Here is a 19623-nt window from a genome sequence, read left to right on the forward strand (position 1 = left end):
CATACGGACCGTATGCCGTCGGCCACGTGGGAGGGCCAGCGCTGGCCCGCACCACGACTCCACCACCACGCAAGGAGCAGTTCCATGAAGCGCAGCAAGAACTACCGCGCAGCCGCCGAGCTCATCACGCCCGGCAAGGTCTACGCCCCCCTCGAGGCCGTCCGCGTCGCCAAGCAGACGGCCAAGGCCAAGTACGACGAGACCGTCGAGGTCGCCATGCGCCTCGGCGTCGACCCGCGCAAGGCCGACCAGGCCGTCCGCGGCACGGTCAACCTGCCGCACGGCACGGGCAAGACCGCCCGCGTCCTCGTCTTCGCCAACGGCGACAAGGCCGAGGCCGCCCGTGAGGCCGGCGCCGACCACGTCGGCTCCGACGACCTGCTCGAGAAGGTCCAGGGTGGCTGGCTCGACTTCGACGCCGTCGTCGCGACCCCTGACCTCATGGGCAAGGTCGGTCGTCTCGGCAAGGTCCTCGGTCCGCGTGGCCTCATGCCGAACCCGAAGACCGGCACCGTGACGATGGACGTCGCCAAGGCCGTCACCGACATCAAGGGCGGCAAGATCGAGTTCCGCGTCGACAAGCACGCGAACCTCCACTTCATCATCGGCAAGGCGTCCTTCGACGAGACGAAGCTCGTCGAGAACTACGCCGCTGCCCTCGAGGAGATCCTGCGTCTGAAGCCGGCCAGCTCCAAGGGCCGCTACATCGAGAAGGCCACCGTCTCCACGACGATGGGCCCGGGCATCCCGCTCGACTTCTCCAAGACGCGCAACCTCCTCGCCGAGGAGGAGCAGGCCTGACCGCCTGACCCAGCAGTCGAGGAGCCCGTCACCCCACCCGGGGTGGCGGGCTCTCGTCGTTCGCGCCCGTCCCTCTCGAGTGGCCTCGTGGTCACACCCGTCCGGCTCCCGGGATGGGTGGGGTGCTCGGCGCGATCTGAGGTGTTTGCGCGGGTACGGTCGAACGATGAGTCGTCACAGCGCACGCACCACGAGACGTTCCCGATGGGTCCTCGGCGCTCTCGTCGTCGGACTCCCTCTGTCCCTGTTGCCGGCCACGGCCGGCGCTCAGCCGGCTGGGGCCCCGACCGCCGCCACGGTCGACCGCGGGTGGCACGGCCAGCCCACCCCGCTGCCGAAGGTCCCGGTCATGACGGGCTCCGGTGGCGCGGTCAGCTCGGTCGACCGGGACGCCTCGCAGGTCGGCATCGACGTGCTGGCCCGGGGCGGCAACGCGGCGGACGCCGCGGTCGCGACGGCGGCTGCCCTCGGTGTCACCGAGCCCTACAGCGCCGGCATCGGCGGCGGTGGTTTCCTCGTCTACTACGACGCCCGCAGCAGACACGTCTCGACCATCGACGGTCGCGAGACGGCGCCCGAGTCGTTCACGTCGACGTCGTTCGTCGACGAGACGACGGGCGCGGCCTACCCGTTCGCCACGGCCGTCAACTCGGGTCTGTCGGTGGGTGTCCCCGGCACGCCCGCCCTGTGGGACAAGGCCTTGCGCGACTACGGCACGTGGTCGCTCAACGAGGCGCTCAAGCCCGCCGAGAAGCTCGCGGCCCAGGGTTTCGTCGTCGACCAGACGTTCGCCGACCAGACCACGGCCAACGCGACGCGCTTCAAGACCTTCCCCGAGACGGCCCGGGTGTTCCTGCGCGACGGCGGGGCGCCTGCCGTCGGTTCCGTCTTCACCAACCCCGACATGGCCAAGGCCTATAGGACGCTGCGCACCCAGGGCGTCGCGGCGCTGTATGCCGGGTCGCTGGGTCAGGCGGTCGTCGCCGAGGCGAGCGCCCCGCACACCGACGGCACGAGCGTGTTGCCCGGCCAGATCAGGATGGACGACCTCCGCGCGTACCGGGCCCTGACGAAGGACCCGATCCACTCGCGGTACAAGGGCTACGACGTCTACGGCATGCCGGTCCCGAGCTCCGGCGGCATCGCCGTGGCCGAGATCCTCAACCTCATGGCGGCCTACGAGCAGCGCACCGGGGTCTCCACGGGTGACGTCGACCAGGTGCAGTACCTCCACCGGTTCTCCGAGGCGTCGGCCACCGCGTTCGCCGACCGGAACCGCTACGTCGGTGACGTATCGAACGTGCCGGTGCAGGAGCTGACGAGCACCGGCTTCGCGGGTGAGCGCTCCTGCCTCTTCGACCCGACGCATGCGCTCACGCGACCGATTGCTCCGGGCGTCCCCGACCGGTCCTACGTCTCCACCTGCCCGACGGCGCTGGTCTCGTCGCAACCCAGCGAGGGCCAGTCGACGACGCACCTGACGGCGACCGACCGGTGGGGCAACGTCGCCTCCTACACGCTCACCATCGAGCAGACCGGTGGCTCGGGCATCACCGTCCCGGGCTACGGGTTCCTCCTCAACAACGAGCTGACGGACTTCAACTTCACGCCGACCCAGGGCAGTGCGCCCGACCCGAACCTGCCGGGGTCGGGCAAGCGGCCGCGCTCGTCGATGAGCCCGACGATCATCCTCGATGACGGCAAGCCGTTCCTCGCCGTCGGCTCGCCCGGTGGCGCGACGATCATCACGTCGGTCTCCCAGACGATCCTCGGCTACCTGGACCGCGACCTCTCGCTCGTCGACGCGGTCGCGGCGGCACGCCTCAGCTCGCGCAACGGGGCGGAGGGCGCCGAGCCGACCATCCTCGACGGCCCGACCGGCGCCGGCCTCCGGGCCCTCGGGCACAACCTCGTGTCGGCCGGCACGCCCAACGAGATCGGCGCGGTCACGGCGATCCGGAGCCTCGCGGACGGCCAGTTCGAGGCCGCGGCCGAGACGACCCGGCGTGGCGGTGGCTCGGCGATGGTGGTCGACCCCCGCTGACCGCGCGGCTGAGCGATCCGTAACCGTGAGGCCGGTCCCCGTCCGGGGCCGGCCTCACTCATGCCGTCAGGGTCAGGCCGGCCTGGGGGTCGGCCAGGGCCACGCCGTGCAGCCCTTGAGGCCGTAGGTCTGCTGCATCATGACCGGCGCCACCTTGCCCTTGCCGCCGCAGTAGGCGTGCGCGTGCCCGGTGCCGTGGCCGACCTCGTGGTTGACGAGGTAGGTGCGGTAGCCGGTGACGTCGCTGCCGTAGGCCGCGGCGCCGAGGACCCAGCGGCGCAGGTTGAGCACGACCCGCCCCGAGTTGTGGCAGCTGACCTGGCCCCGCGTCTGGAGCGGCGCACACAGCCGGTCGGTCGTGTCGGGGCTCGCGAGCGTGATGCGCAGGTCGACGGCGGCGCCCTTGGCCGCAGCGGCGGGTGAGACGTCGATGAACCGGACGCCGTCCTTCGCCTGCCAGCCGCGCGGGTCGGTCAGGACGGTGCCGACGGTGGTCGCGAGGTCCTCGCCCCGGATGTCGAGGCCGCCCTCGAGCTCGACGGTGTAGCGCACCGTGCGGCCGCTCGCGGGGGCCGGGCGCAGGGCTGCGGTGGGCATCGCCACGACCGTGAAGGTGCCGGACCCCTTCTCGATGACCGCGCCCTTCTCGTCCTTGCCGTCGTCCTTGCCGTCGCCGGAGCCGGTGGCCGACGTGGCCCCGCCGACCTGCGAGTCGGTCGCGGCATCGGGTACCCGCTCGACCTCGTCGATCGAGACCGCCGGCGCCGTCCCGGCCGTCATCGCGACCCGAGAGGCGCGCGAGACCGCGCCCTCCGGGACCGGCTCGCCGGCACCGGCCGACGTCACCACCCAGAGGTCGGCGGCGACGCAGAGCACGACGGCGAGACCCGCCCACGTCCGACGGCGGCGGATCGCCTGCCGTCGCGACGGGGTCGGACGGCGGACTGCGCTGCCACTCCCCATAGGTGCCACGCTAGGTCACGTACCCCCTGCGGTGGGGGATCGCGCGTCGGACCCGCCGACGGGCCCCGGGCTCGATTTGGTCCGCGACGGTCCAGCCCGTACTCTGGTCCACGACCAATGACCGCCGGTTGGAGGGCGTGGGCAACCACGATCTCCCGAAGGTTCCGCACGATGCGGGCAGCCAGCGCAGGACACTCAGCCCCACGGCATACCTCGAGTATGTCGCTGCGAGCCCCGAGCGCCCTGCGCCGGGGCTCTTTTCGTGCAGGCCCTCCGGGCCCCTTCGACAGGCGGCACCACGCAAGGGAAGGAGGCCCAGATGGCGAACTCCGAGAAGACGGCTGCCATTGCCGAGATCGCGGACAAGTTCCGTGAGTCCGGCGCGGCCGTTCTCACCGAGTACCGCGGTCTGACCGTGGCCCAGCTCTCGCAGCTGCGCACCTCGATCCGGGAACACGCCACCTACGCCGTGGTCAAGAACACGCTCACGGAGCGCGCCGCCAAGGAGGCCGGTATCACGGCCTTCGACGGCCACCTCCAGGGCCCGTCGGCCATCGCCTTCATCACCGGTGACCCGGTCGAGGCTGCCAAGGGTCTGCGTGACTTCGCCAAGGCACACCCCCTCCTCGTGATCAAGGCTGGCGTCCTCGACGGCAAGACCTTGTCCCCCGAGGAGATCACGAAGCTCGCGGACCTCGAGTCCCGCGAGGTTCTCCTGGCCAAGCTTGCGGGCGCCATGAAGGGCTCCCTCAACAAGGCCGCCTACCTCTTCGTCGCTCCTCTGTCGCAGACGGCCCGCGTGGTCGACGCCCTGCGCCAGAAGGTCGAGGCGCAGGGTCCCGCCACGCCGGCTGCCGCCGACGAGGCAACCACCGACGTCGCCGAGGGTGGCGACGAGAGCTGATCGCGCTCCTGCGCACCAGCTCGATTCAACAACACGCCACTCACGGCAATATCTAGGAAGGAAGCCACCATGGCGAAGCTCAGCACCGACGAGCTCCTTGACGCTTTCAAGGAGATGACCCTCATCGAGCTCTCCGAGTTCGTGAAGCAGTTCGAGGAGACCTTCGAGGTCACCGCTGCTGCCCCCGTTGCCGCGGTTGCCGCCGCTGCCGGTGGCGGCGCTGCCGCCGTCGAGGAGGAGGAGAAGGACTCGTTCGACGTCGTTCTCACCGCCGCGGGCGAGAAGAAGATCCAGGTCATCAAGGAGGTCCGCGCGCTCACGAGCCTCGGCCTCAAGGAGGCCAAGGACCTCGTCGACGGCGCCCCCAAGCCCGTCCTCGAGGGTGTCGACAAGGCTGCGGCCGAGAAGGCCAAGGAGCAGCTCGAGGGCGCCGGCGCCACCGTCGAGCTCAAGTGATCTGACCCGGCACTGCCGGGATCACTGCTGTACCGCAAAGGCGGGTCCGACCATCTGGTCGGGCCCGCCTTTCGCTGTGCTCTGGTCGCCGGGCTGCGTGGGCGCGACCCGCGACGGCGCTCGCGGCGTGGAGCGTCGGCGGGCGTATGCCGTCACGCTCGCTCCCAGCGCACGGGCCCGCCGCCGATGCCGCGACCACCGCCACGCCCCGCGCCCTCGTCGACGCTCGCCCCCGGGTCGAGGTGTTTCGTCGCCACTGTGCGCGACGGCATACCTCGACCGGGGAGCGTGGCGGGGTCAGGCGGCGTGGGCCAAGGCGTCCTTGAGGGCGGCGAGGACGAGGGCCACGCGGTCGGGGCGGGCGTTGTGGCCCATCAGGCCGATGCGCCAGACGGTGGCGGCGAACTCCCCCACCCCGGCGCCGATCTCGAGGTTGTGCCGTTCGAGCAGGTAGGCGCGGACCGCGGCCGAGTCGACGCCGTCGGGGACCCGGACCGTGGTCAGCTCGGGCAGGCGGGAGCCCTCGGCGGCGAAGAGGGCCAGGCCCATCTCCTGCAGGCCGTCCTGGAGCAGACGCCCGGCCTCGGCGTGACGGTCCCAGACCTTCTCGAGGCCCTCGTCGGCGATGCGCTGCAGGCCGGCGTGGAGGCTCGCGACCATCGCCGTGGGGGCCGTGTGGTGGTAGGTGCGCTTGCCGGATCCGGAGGCCTCGCCGACGTAGCCGCCGAGCAGGCCGAGGTCGAGATACCACGACGACGGCTTCTCGACGCGCCGGTCGAAGGCCCGGTCGCTGATGGTGAAGGGCGCGAGGCCCGGAGCGACGCCGAGGCACTTCTGGGTGCCGGCGTAGCCGATGTCGATGCCCCACTCGTCGGCGCGCAGCTCGATGCCACCGATGCTCGTGACGGCGTCGACGAGCAGCAGCGCGTCGCCCTTGACGGCGCCGAGCGCTGCGATGTCGGAACGGACACCGGTGGACGTCTCGGCGTGCACCGCGGCGATGATCTTCGGGGACGGGTGGGCGGCGGCGACGCGCCCGACGTCGACGGGCGTGCCCCACTCGTGGTCGACGCGCACGACCTCGGCGCCGTGGCGGCCCGCGACGTCGACCATGCGCTCTCCGAAGAGCCCGTTGACGGCCACGACGACGACGTCGCCGGGCGAGACGGTGTTGACGAACGCGGCCTCCATGCCCGCCGATCCAGTCGCCGAGAGCGGCAGGGTGCGGCGGTTGTCGGTGCCCCAGACATGGCGCAGCAGGTCGCACGTCTCGTCCATGATCGCGAGGAAGTCCGGGTCGAGGTGCCCGAGCAGCGGTGCGGCGAGCGCCAGGGTCGCCTCGGGGTAGGGGTTGCACGGGCCGGGGCCGAAGAGGTGCCGGTCGGCGATGGGGCGGCGGGTCGTGGTGGGCGGCGTCGCGGTCATCAGAATCCTGCTCCGGGGTTGAGGATGCCCTGTGGGTCGAGGGCGTTCTTGATGCGGTGGGTGAGGGCCATGACGTCGGGCCCGAGCTGCTCCGGCAGGGCCGCTCGCTTGAGGCGGCCGACGCCGTGCTCGCCGGTGATGGTGCCGCCGAGCCCGATCGCGAGGCTCATGACCTCCGAGAACGCCTGTGCCGCGCGGGCCCCGGCGTCGTCATCGCCCGCCGGGTAGACGATGACCGGGTGCGTGTTGCCGTCGCCGGCATGGGCCACGACCGGGATCTCGACGGCATGGCGTCGGGAGATCTCGGCGATGCCGGTGAGCAGGTCGGGCAGGCGCGGCACGGGCACGCCGACGTCCTCGAGCATGATCGCGCCTCGGCGCTCGATGGCGACGATCGCGGCGCGACGGGCGGCGACGAACATCTCGCCCTCGGCGGCATCCGTCGTGGTGAAGCACTCCCGCGCGCCGCCCTCCTGGCACAGTCGCTCCATCACGGCGATCTCCTCACCGCGCGCCGCACCCGGGGCGTCGGACTGCGCCAGCAGCATGGCACCGGCCTCGCGGTCGAGCCCCATGCTCCGGTGGTCCTCGACGGCGTTGACCGAGGCCTGGTCCATCAGCTCCATCATCGACGCGCGCAGCGTGTTGCCGACGGCCACGACCACCCGAGCCGCGTCCTCGACGGTGTCGAAGGTGGCCACGAGGGTGGCCGGCGGCGCCTGGGCCGGCACGAGCCGCAGGGTCGCCCGCGTCACGACGCCGAGGGTGCCCTCGCTGCCCACGAAGAGCTTGACGAGCGAGAGGCCCGCCGTGTCCTTGACCCGCTGGCCGCCGAGGTGCACGAGCGTCCCGTCGGCGAGGACGACGTCGAGGCCGAGCACGTAGTCGGTCGTGACGCCGTACTTCACGCAGCACAGGCCGCCAGCGTTGGTCGCGACGTTGCCGCCGATCGAGCAGATCTCGAACGACGACGGGTCGGGCGGGTACCAGAGCCCGTGCTCGGCCGCGGCCTGCTTGACCTCCACGTTGAGCGCCCCGGCCTCGACGAGCGCGGTGCGCGTGCTCGGGTCGATCTCGACCGTCCGCATCCGCTCGAGGCTCAGCACGATGCAGCCGTCGATCGCGTTCGAGCCGCCAGAGAGCCCACTGCCGGCCCCGCGTGGCACGACCGGGACCTCGTGCTCGCCGGCCCAGCGCACGGTGGCCTGCACGTCGGCCGCGCTCGCCGCGCGGACCACGGCGAGCGGCACACCGGCGGCGGCGTCAGCCGTGTAGTCGAAGCGGTAGGCGGCCACGCTGTCGGGCTCGGTCAGCAGCGCACCGGGCGTCAGGGACCCGGCGAGTCCCTCCAGGGCCCGCAGGTCGGGAGCGTCCTTGCTCACTGTCGTCACGCGACCACCGTAACCACGACGGGTCCGCTCGCGCGTCCAGGGCGAGCCGATGGCGTATGCCGTCCCGTCCCTCAGGTGTCCGTCGTCAGCACCCGGAGAGTGCTCGCGCCACGCGCCGTCGATCCGCGCACCGGTCCCGGTAGGTTTGCCCGCATGGGATGGCTGTCGCGCACCTTCAGGCCCGCTGCTGACGACGCTCCGGACACCGGCGCCGAGCACGTGGAGCCCGTGGACACCGGCGCGCCCACCGCGGACACCGACGTGCCCACCGCGGACACCGACGTGCCCACCGTGGCACCCGGACCGGCCGCCGCACCGGCACCATCGACCCCGCTGGCCGCTCCGACGTCGACGTCACCCTCTGCGCCGACGACGGACGCGTCGAGCCCGTCGGGGCGCTACGGACCGCTCGTGTGCGTGACGCGCTTCGACACGGCGCCGGCCGAGCTCGAGTGGCAGCTGCCGCTCAACGGCGAGCTGTATCGGCTCATGCCGGGGGCAGACCGTCCCGACTACTCGCTCCTCGTCCTCGAGCGCCCGCTGCACTTCTACCCCCGCGAGGGCTTCGACCTGCGTCGTGTCGAGGCCGAGCAGCAGGTGCAGGACCGCAAGGGCCGCACCATGGTCCGCGTGCACGCACTGCTGCTGTGTGCCCGCTTCGTCGGCCAGCAGCTGCACCCGGGCATGACCGACCTCGCCGTCAACCTCGCCTACGTCATCGACAACTCGCTGGCCCGCGACGCCGAGGTCGACTTCGCCAAGATCGAGTTCGCCGCGATCGGCTTCCTCAGCGAGGGCCACGCCCCGAGGGCCGCCACCGAGCCCGCCCGCGAGGAGGCCGCCGCCGAGGCCGCCACCGAGCAGACCACCCAGGCAACGGTCGCGGCGGCGACCGAGCCCAAAGAGCCGGTCACGTCCGATGACGACTCGGGCGGCCGGCATACGCCCTCGGAGGTGCTCGACGAGCTGGCGACGACGCTGCGCCGCGGCATCGAGGAGCAGCGGGGGGCGCCCGTCCAGCGGATGACCGCCGCCCTGACCCTCGACACGGACCACCGCCTGACCGGCCTGTCGGGCAACGCCGACGGACAGGCGCCGGTGCCCAGCCCGGACACGTTCGGCCGCCTCGCCGAGGTGCTCGGCCGCCTCGCCCGGCTCGACGGGGCCGACCGGGTCGCCGCCGTCACCGTGCGCGTCGACGGGGATGCCGTCAGCCACGAGGTCACGGCCACGCACGACTGACGGTCAGTCGCCGGAGACCTCGCGGTAGCTGCGTACCCGCGCCGGGTCGGCCAGGCGGCCGACGCTGATCTCCCACATGCCGCCGTCGAAGCTCTCGTAGACGAGCACGGCGTCGTCGGTGTCCACCGCGACGAACTCGACGAACTCGCACGTGCCCTGGAGGCCCAGACCCGTGTCGCCCTCGGCGGTGTAGGTGAGGGACCCCGCCGCGAGGAGCGACCAGTCGCGGCCGTCGAGACTCATCCCGCCCGGTCGGGGTCGCCGAAGAGGTCGTGCCGGGTCTGCCAGTGGATGACGCACTCGGCGCCGCGCGGCTGCAGCGAGAGCCACTCCCGCGGGCCGGACGAGGTGATGCAGTGCTCGCCCCACCGGGTGCCGGCGAGGTCGAACCGGACGGTCCCGACGACACGGTACGTGCTGCCCTCGACCTCGAGCAGCGCCCCCGGTGCGACCTGTGACGGCCGCAGCTCTGCTCGCACGCATCCTCCTGGCTCCACAGGTCTCGCACAGGCTAGCCGCGCCGGACCCTCCCTGCCGGGAGAACCCGACTCGCGCGTAACTTCCGCCCGGCGCCCTCGTTTCCCCCGTAGCCGAGTCGAGACGGCCAGGAAGACATAGGTGGATGCCACATGGGTGTGGAGATCGCGGTCACAGGTCTGACCAAGACCTTCGGTTCGCAGACGATCTGGCGGGACGTGACCCTCACGCTTCCCGCGGGGGAGATCTCGGTCATGCTCGGGCCCTCGGGCACCGGCAAGTCCGTCTTCCTCAAGACACTCGTCGGGCTGCTCAAACCCGACGCCGGGTCGATCGTCATCAACGGACGTGACCTGACGCGCCTGCGTGAGGCCGACCTCTACGAGGTGCGCAAGCTCTTCGGCGTCCTCTTCCAGGACGGCGCCCTCTTCGGCTCGATGACGCTCTACGACAACGTCGCCTTCCCGCTGCGCGAGCACACGAAGAAGACCGAGGCGGAGATCCGGCGCATCGTCACCGAGAAGATGGATCTCGTCGGGCTCTCCGGCGCCGAGGGCAAGCTCCCGGGAGAGATCTCAGGTGGCATGCGCAAGCGGGCCGGGCTGGCGCGGGCCCTCGTGCTCGACCCCGAGATCCTGCTCATCGACGAGCCGGACTCGGGCCTCGACCCGGTGCGCACGAGCTACATCAACCAGCTCTTCGTCGACCTCAACGCGCAGATCGACGCGACGTTCCTCATCGTCACCCACGACATCAACACGGCCCGCACGGTGCCGGACAACATCGGCCTGCTCTACCACAAGCACCTGGCGATGTTCGGGCCGCGCGAGATGCTGCTCAGCTCGGAGGAGCCGGTCGTGCGGCAGTTCCTCAACGCCCAGACGATCGGTCCGATCGGCATGTCCGAGGAGAAGGACGCCGACGAGCTCGCCGCCGAGTCGGGCCAGGAGCTGCCGCCCCTGCCGCCGATCGCCCTCCAGCTGCCGACGAGCGACGGCAAGCCCCGTCGCGCCGAGCGCCCCGCCGGGGGCTGGTGCCGCGACAACGGCGTCACCCCGCCTCCGGGCTCGTTCGAGTCACGCAACGCGGGCATCCCCGGTGTCCGGGTGGAGGTGAGCTGACGTGGCCGCACCCCTCACCGGCGCCCTGCGCCAGTCCGGTTCGCTCTTCGCGCTGGCGCTCGACGTGTTCCGGGCCCTGCCCAAGCGACCGTTCCAGGTCAAGGAGTTCATCCAGCAGGCGTGGTTCATCGCGAGCGTCACGATCCTGCCGACGGCTCTCGTCTCCATCCCGTTCGGCGCGGTCATCGCCCTCCAGCTCGGCACCTTGACGCGCCAGCTGGGCGCCCAGTCCTACACGGGCGCCGCCAGCGTCCTGGCCGTCCTGCGCGAGGCCAGCCCGATCGTCACAGCGCTCCTCATCGCCGGCGCGGGGGGTTCGGCCATCTGCGCCGACCTCGGCTCGCGCAAGATCCGTGAGGAGATCGACGCCATGGAGGTGCTCGGCATCAGCCCGATCCAGCGCCTCGTCGTGCCCCGTGTGCTCGCCTCGATGCTCGTCGCGGTGCTGCTCAACGGGCTCGTGTCGGTCGTCGGCGTCGTCGGCGGCTACGTCTTCAACGTCATCGTCCAGGGCGGCACGCCGGGCGCATACATCGCGAGCTTCACGGCCCTGGCCCAGCTGCCCGACCTCTGGACCGCAGAGATCAAGGCCCTGATCTTCGGGGCCATCGCGGCGGTCGTGGCGGCGTACAAGGGGCTCAACGCCGGCGGTGGTCCGAAGGGCGTCGGCGACGCGGTGAACCAGAGCGTCGTCATCACCTTCATGCTCCTGTTCGTCGTCAACTTCGTCATCACGGCCGTGTACTTCCAAGTCGTCCCGCAGAAGATCTGAGGAGAGGGCGATGGCGACGAAGACCCAGACCCGACCGAGCACGGAGCGGCTGCTCCACCTCGCGAGCCGGCCCTCCCGCGCGCTCGACTCGCTCGGCGAGCAGATGCGCTTCTACGTGCGCTCCCTGGCGTGGAGCGGGCGCACGATCCGCCGCTACAAGAAGGAGATCATCCGCCTGCTGGCGGAGGTCTCCCTCGGCACCGGTGCGCTCTCCGTCATCGGCGGCACGGTGGGTGTCATCGCCTTCCTCGCCTTCTTCACCGGCACCGAGGTCGGCCTGCAGGGCTACTCCTCGCTCGAGCAGCTGGGCACCGGAGCCTTCACGGGCTTCTTCTCGGCCTACCTCAACACCCGCGAGATCGCCCCGCTCGTCGCGGGACTGGCGCTCGCGGCCACGGTCGGCTGCGGCTTCACCGCCCAGCTCGGCGCGATGCGCATCTCGGAGGAGGTCGACGCTCTCGAGGTCATGGGCATCCCGTCGCTGCCGTTCCTCGTGACGACGCGCATGATCGCCGGCTTCATCGCCGTCATCCCGCTCTACGTCCTGGGCCTGCTCAGCTCGTATGCCGCCACGCGCTTCATCTCGACGGCGTACTTCGGTCAGTCGGAGGGCACCTACGACCACTACTTCCACCTGTTCCTGCCACCGGGTGACGTGTTCTGGTCGTTCGCGAAGGTCATGGTCTTCGCCGTCGTCATCATCCTCATCCACTGCTACTACGGCTACACGGCGTCGGGCGGCCCCGCCGGTGTCGGCGTCGCCGTCGGCACCGCGGTGCGCACGTCGATCGTGGCCATCAACATCGTCGACTTCTTCCTGTCCCTCGCCATCTGGGGCGCCACGACGAGCGTGAGGATCGCCGGATGAGCGACACCAGCCCCGGCCCGCTCACCCAGCTGACGCGGTGGCGCATCGGCGTCAAGGCCTACGGCATCGTCTTCCTCCTCGTGCTGGCGCTGCTCGTGGGCCTCGCCGTCGCGTCCTTCCAGAAGCGCTTCACGCCCGTCGTCATGGTCACCCTCGAGACCGACCGCCTCGGCAGCCAGCTGCAGGAGAGCTCCGACGTCAAGCTGCGCGGCCTGCTCGTCGGCGAGGTGCGCCACGTCGAGGCGACCCCGACGGGAGCCCGTCTCGAGCTGGCGCTCCAGCCCGACGAGGTCGCCGGGATCCCGTCGAACGTCAGCGCCCGGCTGCTGCCCAAGACCCTCTTCGGCGAGCGCTACGTCGACCTCGTCACGGCCACCTCGAACGCGCGCCCGATCCAGGCGGGCGACACCATCCCGCAGGACCGCAGCACCGTGTCCATCGAGCTCGAGACGGTCCTCGACAACCTCTACCCGCTCCTGCGCACCGTGCAGCCGGGCAAGCTCGCGACCACCCTCAACGCGCTGTCGACGACGCTCGACGGCCGCGGCGACCAGATCGGTCGCAACCTCGTGCTCGTCGACCGCTACCTCGAGGCGCTCAACCCCAGCATGCCGACGATCCGACACGACATCTCCCTGCTGGCCGACACCGCAGACCTCTATGCCGGAGTCGCGCCCGACTTCTTCCGCCTGACCGAGTCGCTGCGCGTCCCGAACAGGACGATCGTCGAGAAGGACCAGCAGCTCGCGGCCTTCCTCGTCGGCACCGCGGGCTTCGCCAACGAGGCGGCCGGCTTCCTGCGCGACAACGAGCAGCGCATCATCCAGGTCGGCCAGGTCAGCAAGCCAACCCTCCAGCTGCTCGCCGAGTACTCCCCGATCTACCCGTGCGTGGCCTCGGGCCTGGTCAACTGGCTCCCGCGCGCCAACGCGGCCTTCGCGGGCGGCACCTTCCACATCACGCTCGAGGTCGTGGCCCCCCGTCAGCCGTACCGGCCGGGGGAGGAGCCGCGCTGGGACGACACGCGCGGCCCGCACTGCTACGGCCTGCCCTCGCCCGACGGGTCGCAGTCGAACCCCTTCCCCGGCAACCACTTCGACGACGGCACCCAGCCGGCGAGCGAAGCGACGCCCTTCTCGGCCGTGCCCGAGGCGCTGCTCGGCAAGGCCCCCGCCGCTGACTCCGGCAGCGCCGGCACGACCGACGAGCAGCGCGTCGTCGCGGCCCTCCTCGCCCGTGACGGCCAGTCGTCCGACGGGGGAGCGAGCAGCATCCAGACCCTGCTCGCGGGACCGATGATGCGCGGCACGGTGGTGAGCACCCGATGAAGGTCAAGGGCTCGCTCATGAAGCTCATCGTCTTCGCGGCGGTGACGCTCTTCGCGACGAGCATCCTCGCGCTGACGATCGCCAACATCCAGCTCGGCTCCAAGGCGACCTACACGGCCGTCGTCACCGACGCGACGGGCGTCATCGCCGGGCAGGACGTCCGCATCGCCGGGGTCCGGGTGGGCGAGGTGACCGACGTCCGGGTCGCCCACGACGCGACGTCCGAGGGCGCCACCGCCGAGATCGACTTCTCGGTGCTCAAGAGCTCCGTGCTGACGCGGGGCACCGAGGTGACGGTGAAGTACCGCAACCTCGTGGGCCAGCGCTACCTCGCGCTGAGCCAGGGCGCCGGCGCCCCCGCGCCACTTGCCGACGGCTCGACGATCCCGCTCTCGCGCACTCACCCGGCCCTCGACCTCACAGTCCTCTTCAACGGCTTCAAGCCGCTCTTCGCCGCACTGTCGCCGAGCGACGTCAACGAGCTGTCGGGCCTGCTCATCCAGACGCTGCAGGGGGAGGGTGGCGACGTCAACTCCCTGCTCGCCAGGACGGCCGGCCTCACGTCGGCCATCGCCGACCGCGACGCCGTCATCGGCCGCACCATCGACAACCTCAACACCGTCCTCGGCACCGTCGACGCCCACGACCAGCAGCTGCTCTCGCTCATCGACCAGCTCCAGCGCTTCACCAGCGGGCTCGCGGCCGACCGCGAGACGATCGGCCGCTCGCTGTCCGGGATCAACACCCTCTCGGCCGAGACCGCCGACCTGCTCGTCTCGACGCGCCCGCTCATCAAGGACGACGTCTCCCAGCTGCGCACGCTGGCCACGACGCTCAACAAGCCGGCCAACGTCAAGGAGTTCGAGGACTTCATCACCGGCGCGCCGAGGCGCATCGCCACGCTGACGCGCACGGCGACCTATGGGTCGTGGTTCAACTTCTACCTCTGCAAGTTCGACACGAAGAGCCCGATCCTGCCCGGCGTGAGCCCCACCTACGAGGTCTCGTCAGCGAGGTGCGAGTCATGAGCATCCCCTTCCGAGAGCGCAACCCGGTCCCGATCGGTGCCATCGGCCTGCTCGCCATCGCCGTCGTGCTCTACCTGGCGTTCAACGCCTCTAGCCTTCCGCTCATCGGCGGCGGGACGGCATACAGCGCGGCCTTCTCGGAGGCCGGGGGCATCAAGCCCGACGACGACGTCCGCATCGCCGGCGTCAAGGTCGGCAAGGTGACGGGCGTCGACCTCGAGGGCGGCCACGTCCGTGTCGACTTCACCATCACCGAGGACGCGAGCTTCGGCCGGCAGACCGGTGCGTCGATCCGGATGAAGACGATCCTCGGCGAGAAGTACGTCGCGCTCGACCCGAAGGGCCAGGGCCAGCTCGAGGCCGACGCGCAGATCCCCGTCGCGCGCACCGTCAGCTCCTACGACGTCATCAACGCCTTCCAGGACCTCACGACGACGACCGAGCGCATCGACACCGACCAGCTGGCGAAGTCCCTCACGGTCATCGCGACGGAGTTCAAGGACAGCCCGCAGTACGTCAAGGCCACCCTCGACGGGCTCTCCCGCCTCTCGCGCACGGTGGCCGGCCGCGACGCCGAGCTGGGCTCGCTGCTCCAGCGGGCCAACAGCGTCTCCGGCCTCGTCCGCAGCCGCAACCAGCAGGTCAGCACGCTCATCAGGGACGCCGACCTGCTCATGGTCGAGCTCGTCAAGCGTCGCGACGACATCCGCACGCTCTTCCGCAACACCTCGGCGCTCGCCAAGCAGCTGACGGGTCTCGCCCGCGACAACCGGGGCCAGCTCAAGCCGGCGCTCGCCGAGCTCGACAGGACGCTCGCGATGCTCCAGAAGCACGACACCGACCTGCAGAAGACGATCCGGGCGATGGCCCCCTTCACGCGGGTCTACGCCAACACGCTCGGCACGGGACGATGGTTCGACACGTGGGTCTCCAACCTCGTCGTGCCCGTCGGCACGCCGGGCCTCGCGCTGCCGGGCACGCAGCTGCCCGACCTGCTTCTCCCCGGCACCTCCGGAGGTGGCCGCTGATGACTGCGCCCCAGGGTTCCCGTCTGCCGTTCGGCCGGCTCCACGGCCCCGCGACCGTCCTCGGCAAGGTGGTCACCGGTCTCGTCGTCGTCGCCCTGGTCGCGGCCGGCGTCGTGTTCTGGCCCCGCCGGGCCCAGACGTCGGTGAGCGCCGACTTCACCCGTGCGGTCGGTCTCTACCCGGGCTCGGACGTGCGCATCCTCGGGGTCAAGATCGGCCAGGTCGACACCGTGACGCCGGAGGGCGACCACGTGCACGTCACCTTCAGCTACGACGACACGTACCGCGTTCCGGTCTCGGCCAAGGCCGCCATCGTCGCGCCCTCGCTGGTCTCCGACCGCTACGTCCAGCTGCTGCCCGTCTACGAGGCCGGCCCCGCACTGACGGCCGGCACGCGAATCCCTTTGGAGCGCACGGCAGTTCCCGTCGAGCTGGACCGCGTGTCCCAGAGCCTCGATGACCTCATGGTCGCGCTCGGTCCCGACGGCGCCAACAAGGACGGCGCGCTCAACGAGCTGCTGCGCACGTCGGCGGCCAACCTCGACGGCAACGGCGACACGATCAACGGCACGGTGCACGACCTGTCGACCGCGCTGTCGACCCTGTCCGGCAGCCGCGACGACCTCTTCGGCACCGTGAAGAACCTCCAGTCCTTCACCTCGATGCTCGCGACGAACAACACGCAGGTGCGCCGGCTCAACGCCGACCTGGCGACGGTCGCGACCCAGCTGAGCGAGGAGCGCGAGAACCTCAAGGCGACCCTCGAGAGCCTCGGGGTCGCGGTCGACGAGGTGTCGGGCTTCGTCTCCGACAACCGAGCGCTGCTCAAGAGCGACCTCGACCGCGCGGTCACCGTGACCAACGCCTTCGCGAAGAACCGTCAGGCCCTCGCCCAGCTCCTCGAGAACGCGCCGGTCGCCCTGTCGAACCTCCAGAACGCCTACCACCCGCAGACCGGCACGCTCGACACCCGCAACAACGCGAAGGGTCTCGACGACCCGTTGCTCCTCGTCTGCTCGATCCTCACCGGCCCGACGAAGACGGGGAACACCAGGCTGTGCGACTCCCTGAAGAAGGCGCTGCTGCCCCAGCTGCCCACCCTGCCCTCGCTGCCGAGCGGCGCTGCGGTGCAGGGCACTCCGCAGTCGAGTGGCCTCGTCAACCTGCGGGGCGCCGACCCCACTCTCGGTGGACTGCTCGGAGGCTCCCGATGACGTATGCCGTCCGCTCCCGTTCCCGACGTGGGTCCGCCGTCGTCGTGCTGGCCTGCCTCGCTCTCGGGGGCTGCAGCGCCTACGACCTGCCGCTCCCGGGCGGCGCCGGCACCGGCGACGACTCCTACACCGTCACTGCCGAGTTCGCCGACGTGCTCGACCTCGTGCCCCAGTCGTCGGTCAAGGTCAACCAGGTCACCGTCGGGACCGTCGAGGACATCCAGGTGACGGGCTGGACCGCGACGGTCCGGCTGCGGCTGCCCGGCACCGTCGTGCTGCCCGACAACGCGACGGCCGAGCTCAAGCAGACCTCGCTCCTGGGCGAGAAGTACGTCGCGATCGCCGCCCCGACCGACGTGCCGTCGCAGGGCCGCCTCGGACAGGGCGACCGCATCCCGCTGTCGCGCACGAGCCGCAATCCCGAGGTCGAGGAGGTCCTCGGCGCGATGTCGCTGCTGCTCAACGGTGGTGGTGTCGCCCAGCTGAAGACCATCGAGGCCGAGCTCAACAACGCGCTCCGCGGCCGCACCGGCGACGTCAAGGACCTGGTCACGCAGCTGAACACCTTCGTCGGCGGACTCGACGCCCAGAAGGGCGAGATCGTGCGGGCCATCGACAGCATCGACCGGCTCTCGTCGACGCTGGCGAAGAACCAGGCCAAGATCGCCGCAGCGCTCGACGAGCTGCCCAAGGGGCTGACGATCCTCGCCGACCAGCGCCGACAGCTGACGGCGATGCTCACGGCCCTGCGTGACCTCGGCGAGGTCGGCACCCGGGTCATCCGCGGTTCGCGGGCCGACCTCGAGGCCAATCTCAGGGCGGTCAGCCCGATCCTGCGGCAGCTCAACAAGGCCGGTGACGACCTGCCCAAGAGCTACCAGCTGCTGCTGACTTACCCCTTCCCCAACAACGCCCAGAACACCATCAAGGGCGACTTCACCAACCTCTGGGCGACCCTCGACACCAACCTCGACACCATCGCCGGCAACCTCGGCGTCGGCAGGCTCCCGGCCCTGCCGGACATCCCGGGGGCGCCGCTGCCGTCGGTGCCGTTGCCGTCGGTGCCCGTGCCCTCGGTCCCGCTCCCGAGCGTCACCGTGCCGTCGGTGCCCGGCGTGCCCCTGCCGACGACGCTGCCCGGTGGCCTGGTCGGCTCGAGCCGTTCCGGTTCGGCGGGCGACGGCTCCGCCGACGGCTCGGCCGACGCGGCGTCGTGGTCCACGCTCTTCCCCACGGGAGGCTCTCGATGATCACCCGCACCGTCCGGCTCCAGCTGGCCGCCTTCGCCCTCCTGTCGATCACGCTCGTGGCGGTCCTCTCGGCGAGCTACGTCGGGCTCACCGACAAGCTCGCCGGGGGCAGCTACGTCGTGTCCGCCGACCTCGCCCAGTCGGGCGGCATCTTCGTCGGCGCCGAGGTCACCTACCGCGGCGTCACCGTCGGCAAGGTCGAGGGGATGCGCCTGTCCGGCGACGGCGTCGTCGTCGACGCGAGGCTTGACCGCGGCACGGAGGTCCCGAAGGACACGAAGGCCGTCGTCGAGAACCGGTCGGCGGTGGGCGAGCAGTACCTCGACCTCCAGCCGCGCACCGCGCGCGCTCCCTACCTGGCGTCCGGCGACGTCATCCCGCGAGACCGGACCGCCTTCCCGCTCCGGATCGACCAGCTGCTCCAGCACGTCGACGACACCGTCGCGTCGGTGCCGCGCGACGCCCTCGTCACCACCGTCGACGAGCTGGCCGAGGCGTTCAAGGGTGGTGGCTCCGACCTGCAGCGGCTCATCGACTCCGGTGACGCCCTGACCACCGCTGCGTCCGAGGCGCTCCCCGAGACGACGCGCCTCATCGATGACGGCCGCATCGTCCTCGACACGCAGGTCAGGAGCGGTGACGACATCCGCACCAGCGTGTCCGGCTTCGCGAACGTCGCCGACGCCCTTCGGGAGGCGAATCCCGACCTACGCGTGGTCCTCGACCGAGGGTCCGTCGCCGTCGAGCAGCTCGACGCGCTCATCTCCGAGAACAAGCAGAGCCTGGCGGCGCTCCTCGCCAACTTCATCACCATCGGCAACGTGACCACGGCCCGTCTCGACGGGATCGAGCAGCTCCTCGTCACCTACCCCGACGTCGTCACGGGCGGCTTCAGCGTCGTGCCCGGCGACGGCACCGCCCACTTCGGTCTCGTGCTCAATGTCGACGACCCCAAGGCCTGCGAGGCCGGCTACGAGGGCACGACGAAGGTCGACCCGCACCGCACCACGGGTCTGCCGCCCGTGAACCTCGACGCCCACTGCGCCGCGTCGCGGGGCTCCGGGCTCAACGTCCGCGGAGCGCAGAACGCGCCCAAACCCACCCGAAGGGGACAGAGCGGGCAGAGCTACCCCATGTCCTTCGGGGCGACACCGGTCGCTCTCGGCAACCGGGCCGTGACCTCCGGCAGCCCTGCCTCGTTGTCAGTCCAGTCGCCGGTCGCTCCGGCCGGTGGCGACGAACGGACCGACAACGGCACGAGCTGGCTCTGGATGATGCAGGAGGCGCTCCGCTAGCCGGTGACGGAAGGAA

General features: G+C 71.0%; 17 protein-coding genes and 1 pseudogene. 14 read left to right on the forward strand and 4 right to left on the reverse strand.

Annotated elements, in window-relative coordinates; all coding sequences use genetic code 11:
- The first annotated feature begins 84 nt into the window (after positions 1-84).
- Positions 85-801 (forward strand): 50S ribosomal protein L1, encoded by a 717-nt coding sequence (gene rplA, locus ASD90_RS05680; protein WP_056752717.1) that lies wholly within the window; start codon positions 85-87, stop codon positions 799-801.
- Between the two features lie 349 nt (positions 802-1150).
- A complete protein-coding gene (gene ggt / locus ASD90_RS05685; RefSeq protein ID WP_056754500.1) occupies positions 1151-2845 on the forward strand; it encodes a gamma-glutamyltransferase in 1695 nt (564 codons plus the stop codon).
- Positions 2846-2917: 72 nt separating this feature from the next.
- Here the strand turns inward: ggt and ASD90_RS05690 are convergent, their stop codons facing one another.
- Positions 2918-3808: a DUF3152 domain-containing protein gene (locus ASD90_RS05690; protein WP_082588500.1), complete on the reverse strand. Its 891-nt coding sequence runs from the start codon at positions 3806-3808 to the stop codon at positions 2918-2920.
- Between the two features lie 319 nt (positions 3809-4127).
- Between ASD90_RS05690 and rplJ the strand changes: the two genes are divergently transcribed.
- Together rplJ and rplL are read left to right on the forward strand one after the other, a co-directional pair.
- The gene (gene rplJ, locus ASD90_RS05695) at positions 4128-4712 is read left to right on the forward strand and encodes a 50S ribosomal protein L10 (protein ID WP_020143278.1); all 585 of its coding nucleotides are present in this window, start codon (positions 4128-4130) and stop codon (positions 4710-4712) included.
- A gap of 69 nt (positions 4713-4781) precedes the next feature.
- On the forward strand, positions 4782-5168 hold the full coding sequence (gene rplL / locus ASD90_RS05700; RefSeq protein WP_020143277.1) for a 50S ribosomal protein L7/L12: 387 nt from the start codon (positions 4782-4784) through the stop codon (positions 5166-5168).
- Between the two features lie 297 nt (positions 5169-5465).
- Here rplL and ASD90_RS05705 read toward each other — a convergent pair whose 3' ends face one another.
- Entirely contained in the window at positions 5466-6593 is a 1128-nt protein-coding gene (locus tag ASD90_RS05705; RefSeq protein WP_056752720.1) for an alanine--glyoxylate aminotransferase family protein, read from the reverse strand.
- Positions 6593-7975 (reverse strand): FAD-binding oxidoreductase, encoded by a 1383-nt coding sequence (locus tag ASD90_RS05710; protein WP_157623096.1) that lies wholly within the window; start codon positions 7973-7975, stop codon positions 6593-6595. Before ASD90_RS05710 ends, ASD90_RS05705 begins: the two co-directional genes overlap by 1 nt.
- A 162-nt stretch (positions 7976-8137) precedes the next feature.
- Here ASD90_RS05710 and ASD90_RS05715 point away from each other — a divergent pair, with 162 nt between their 5' ends.
- A complete protein-coding gene (locus tag ASD90_RS05715; RefSeq protein ID WP_056752723.1) occupies positions 8138-9226 on the forward strand; it encodes a hypothetical protein in 1089 nt (362 codons plus the stop codon).
- A gap of 3 nt (positions 9227-9229) precedes the next feature.
- On the opposite strand, the pseudogene ASD90_RS24675 reads toward ASD90_RS05715, so the two are convergent.
- A pseudogene (locus tag ASD90_RS24675) lies at positions 9230-9855 on the reverse strand (DUF4178 domain-containing protein).
- Between ASD90_RS24675 and ASD90_RS05730 the strand changes: the two are divergent.
- Genes ASD90_RS05730 through ASD90_RS05770 form a run of 9 tightly spaced genes read left to right on the forward strand, consistent with a single transcriptional unit; the run spans position 9856 to position 19607 of the window.
- On the forward strand, positions 9856-10824 hold the full coding sequence (locus ASD90_RS05730) for an ABC transporter ATP-binding protein (RefSeq protein WP_056752731.1): 969 nt from the start codon (positions 9856-9858) through the stop codon (positions 10822-10824).
- 1 nt (position 10825) lies between these two features.
- A complete protein-coding gene (locus ASD90_RS05735; RefSeq protein WP_056752740.1) occupies positions 10826-11596 on the forward strand; it encodes an ABC transporter permease in 771 nt (256 codons plus the stop codon).
- Positions 11597-11606: 10 nt separating this feature from the next.
- Positions 11607-12464 (forward strand): ABC transporter permease, encoded by an 858-nt coding sequence (locus tag ASD90_RS05740; protein ID WP_056752743.1) that lies wholly within the window; start codon positions 11607-11609, stop codon positions 12462-12464.
- The gene (locus ASD90_RS05745) at positions 12461-13792 is read left to right on the forward strand and encodes an MCE family protein (protein ID WP_082588502.1); all 1332 of its coding nucleotides are present in this window, start codon (positions 12461-12463) and stop codon (positions 13790-13792) included. Before ASD90_RS05740 ends, ASD90_RS05745 begins: the two co-directional genes overlap by 4 nt.
- Positions 13789-14820 (forward strand): MCE family protein, encoded by a 1032-nt coding sequence (locus ASD90_RS05750; RefSeq protein WP_056752747.1) that lies wholly within the window; start codon positions 13789-13791, stop codon positions 14818-14820. The genes ASD90_RS05745 and ASD90_RS05750 overlap by 4 nt, the downstream gene beginning before the upstream one ends.
- Positions 14817-15848: an MCE family protein gene (locus ASD90_RS05755; protein ID WP_056752750.1), complete on the forward strand. Its 1032-nt coding sequence runs from the start codon at positions 14817-14819 to the stop codon at positions 15846-15848. Before ASD90_RS05750 ends, ASD90_RS05755 begins: the two co-directional genes overlap by 4 nt.
- Entirely contained in the window at positions 15848-17062 is a 1215-nt protein-coding gene (locus tag ASD90_RS05760; RefSeq protein ID WP_056752753.1) for an MCE family protein, read from the forward strand. The genes ASD90_RS05755 and ASD90_RS05760 overlap by 1 nt, the downstream gene beginning before the upstream one ends.
- The gene (locus ASD90_RS05765; protein WP_056752756.1) at positions 17059-18312 is read left to right on the forward strand and encodes an MCE family protein; all 1254 of its coding nucleotides are present in this window, start codon (positions 17059-17061) and stop codon (positions 18310-18312) included. The genes ASD90_RS05760 and ASD90_RS05765 overlap by 4 nt, the downstream gene beginning before the upstream one ends.
- Positions 18309-19607 carry an MCE family protein gene (locus ASD90_RS05770; protein ID WP_056752757.1) on the forward strand — a complete coding sequence of 433 codons (1299 nt, stop codon included), beginning with the start codon at positions 18309-18311 and terminating at the stop codon, positions 19605-19607. Before ASD90_RS05765 ends, ASD90_RS05770 begins: the two co-directional genes overlap by 4 nt.
- The last annotated feature ends 16 nt before the right edge of the window (positions 19608-19623 follow it).

Source organism: Terrabacter sp. Root181 (assembly GCF_001428505.1).
Lineage (GTDB): Bacteria > Actinomycetota > Actinomycetes > Actinomycetales > Dermatophilaceae > Terrabacter.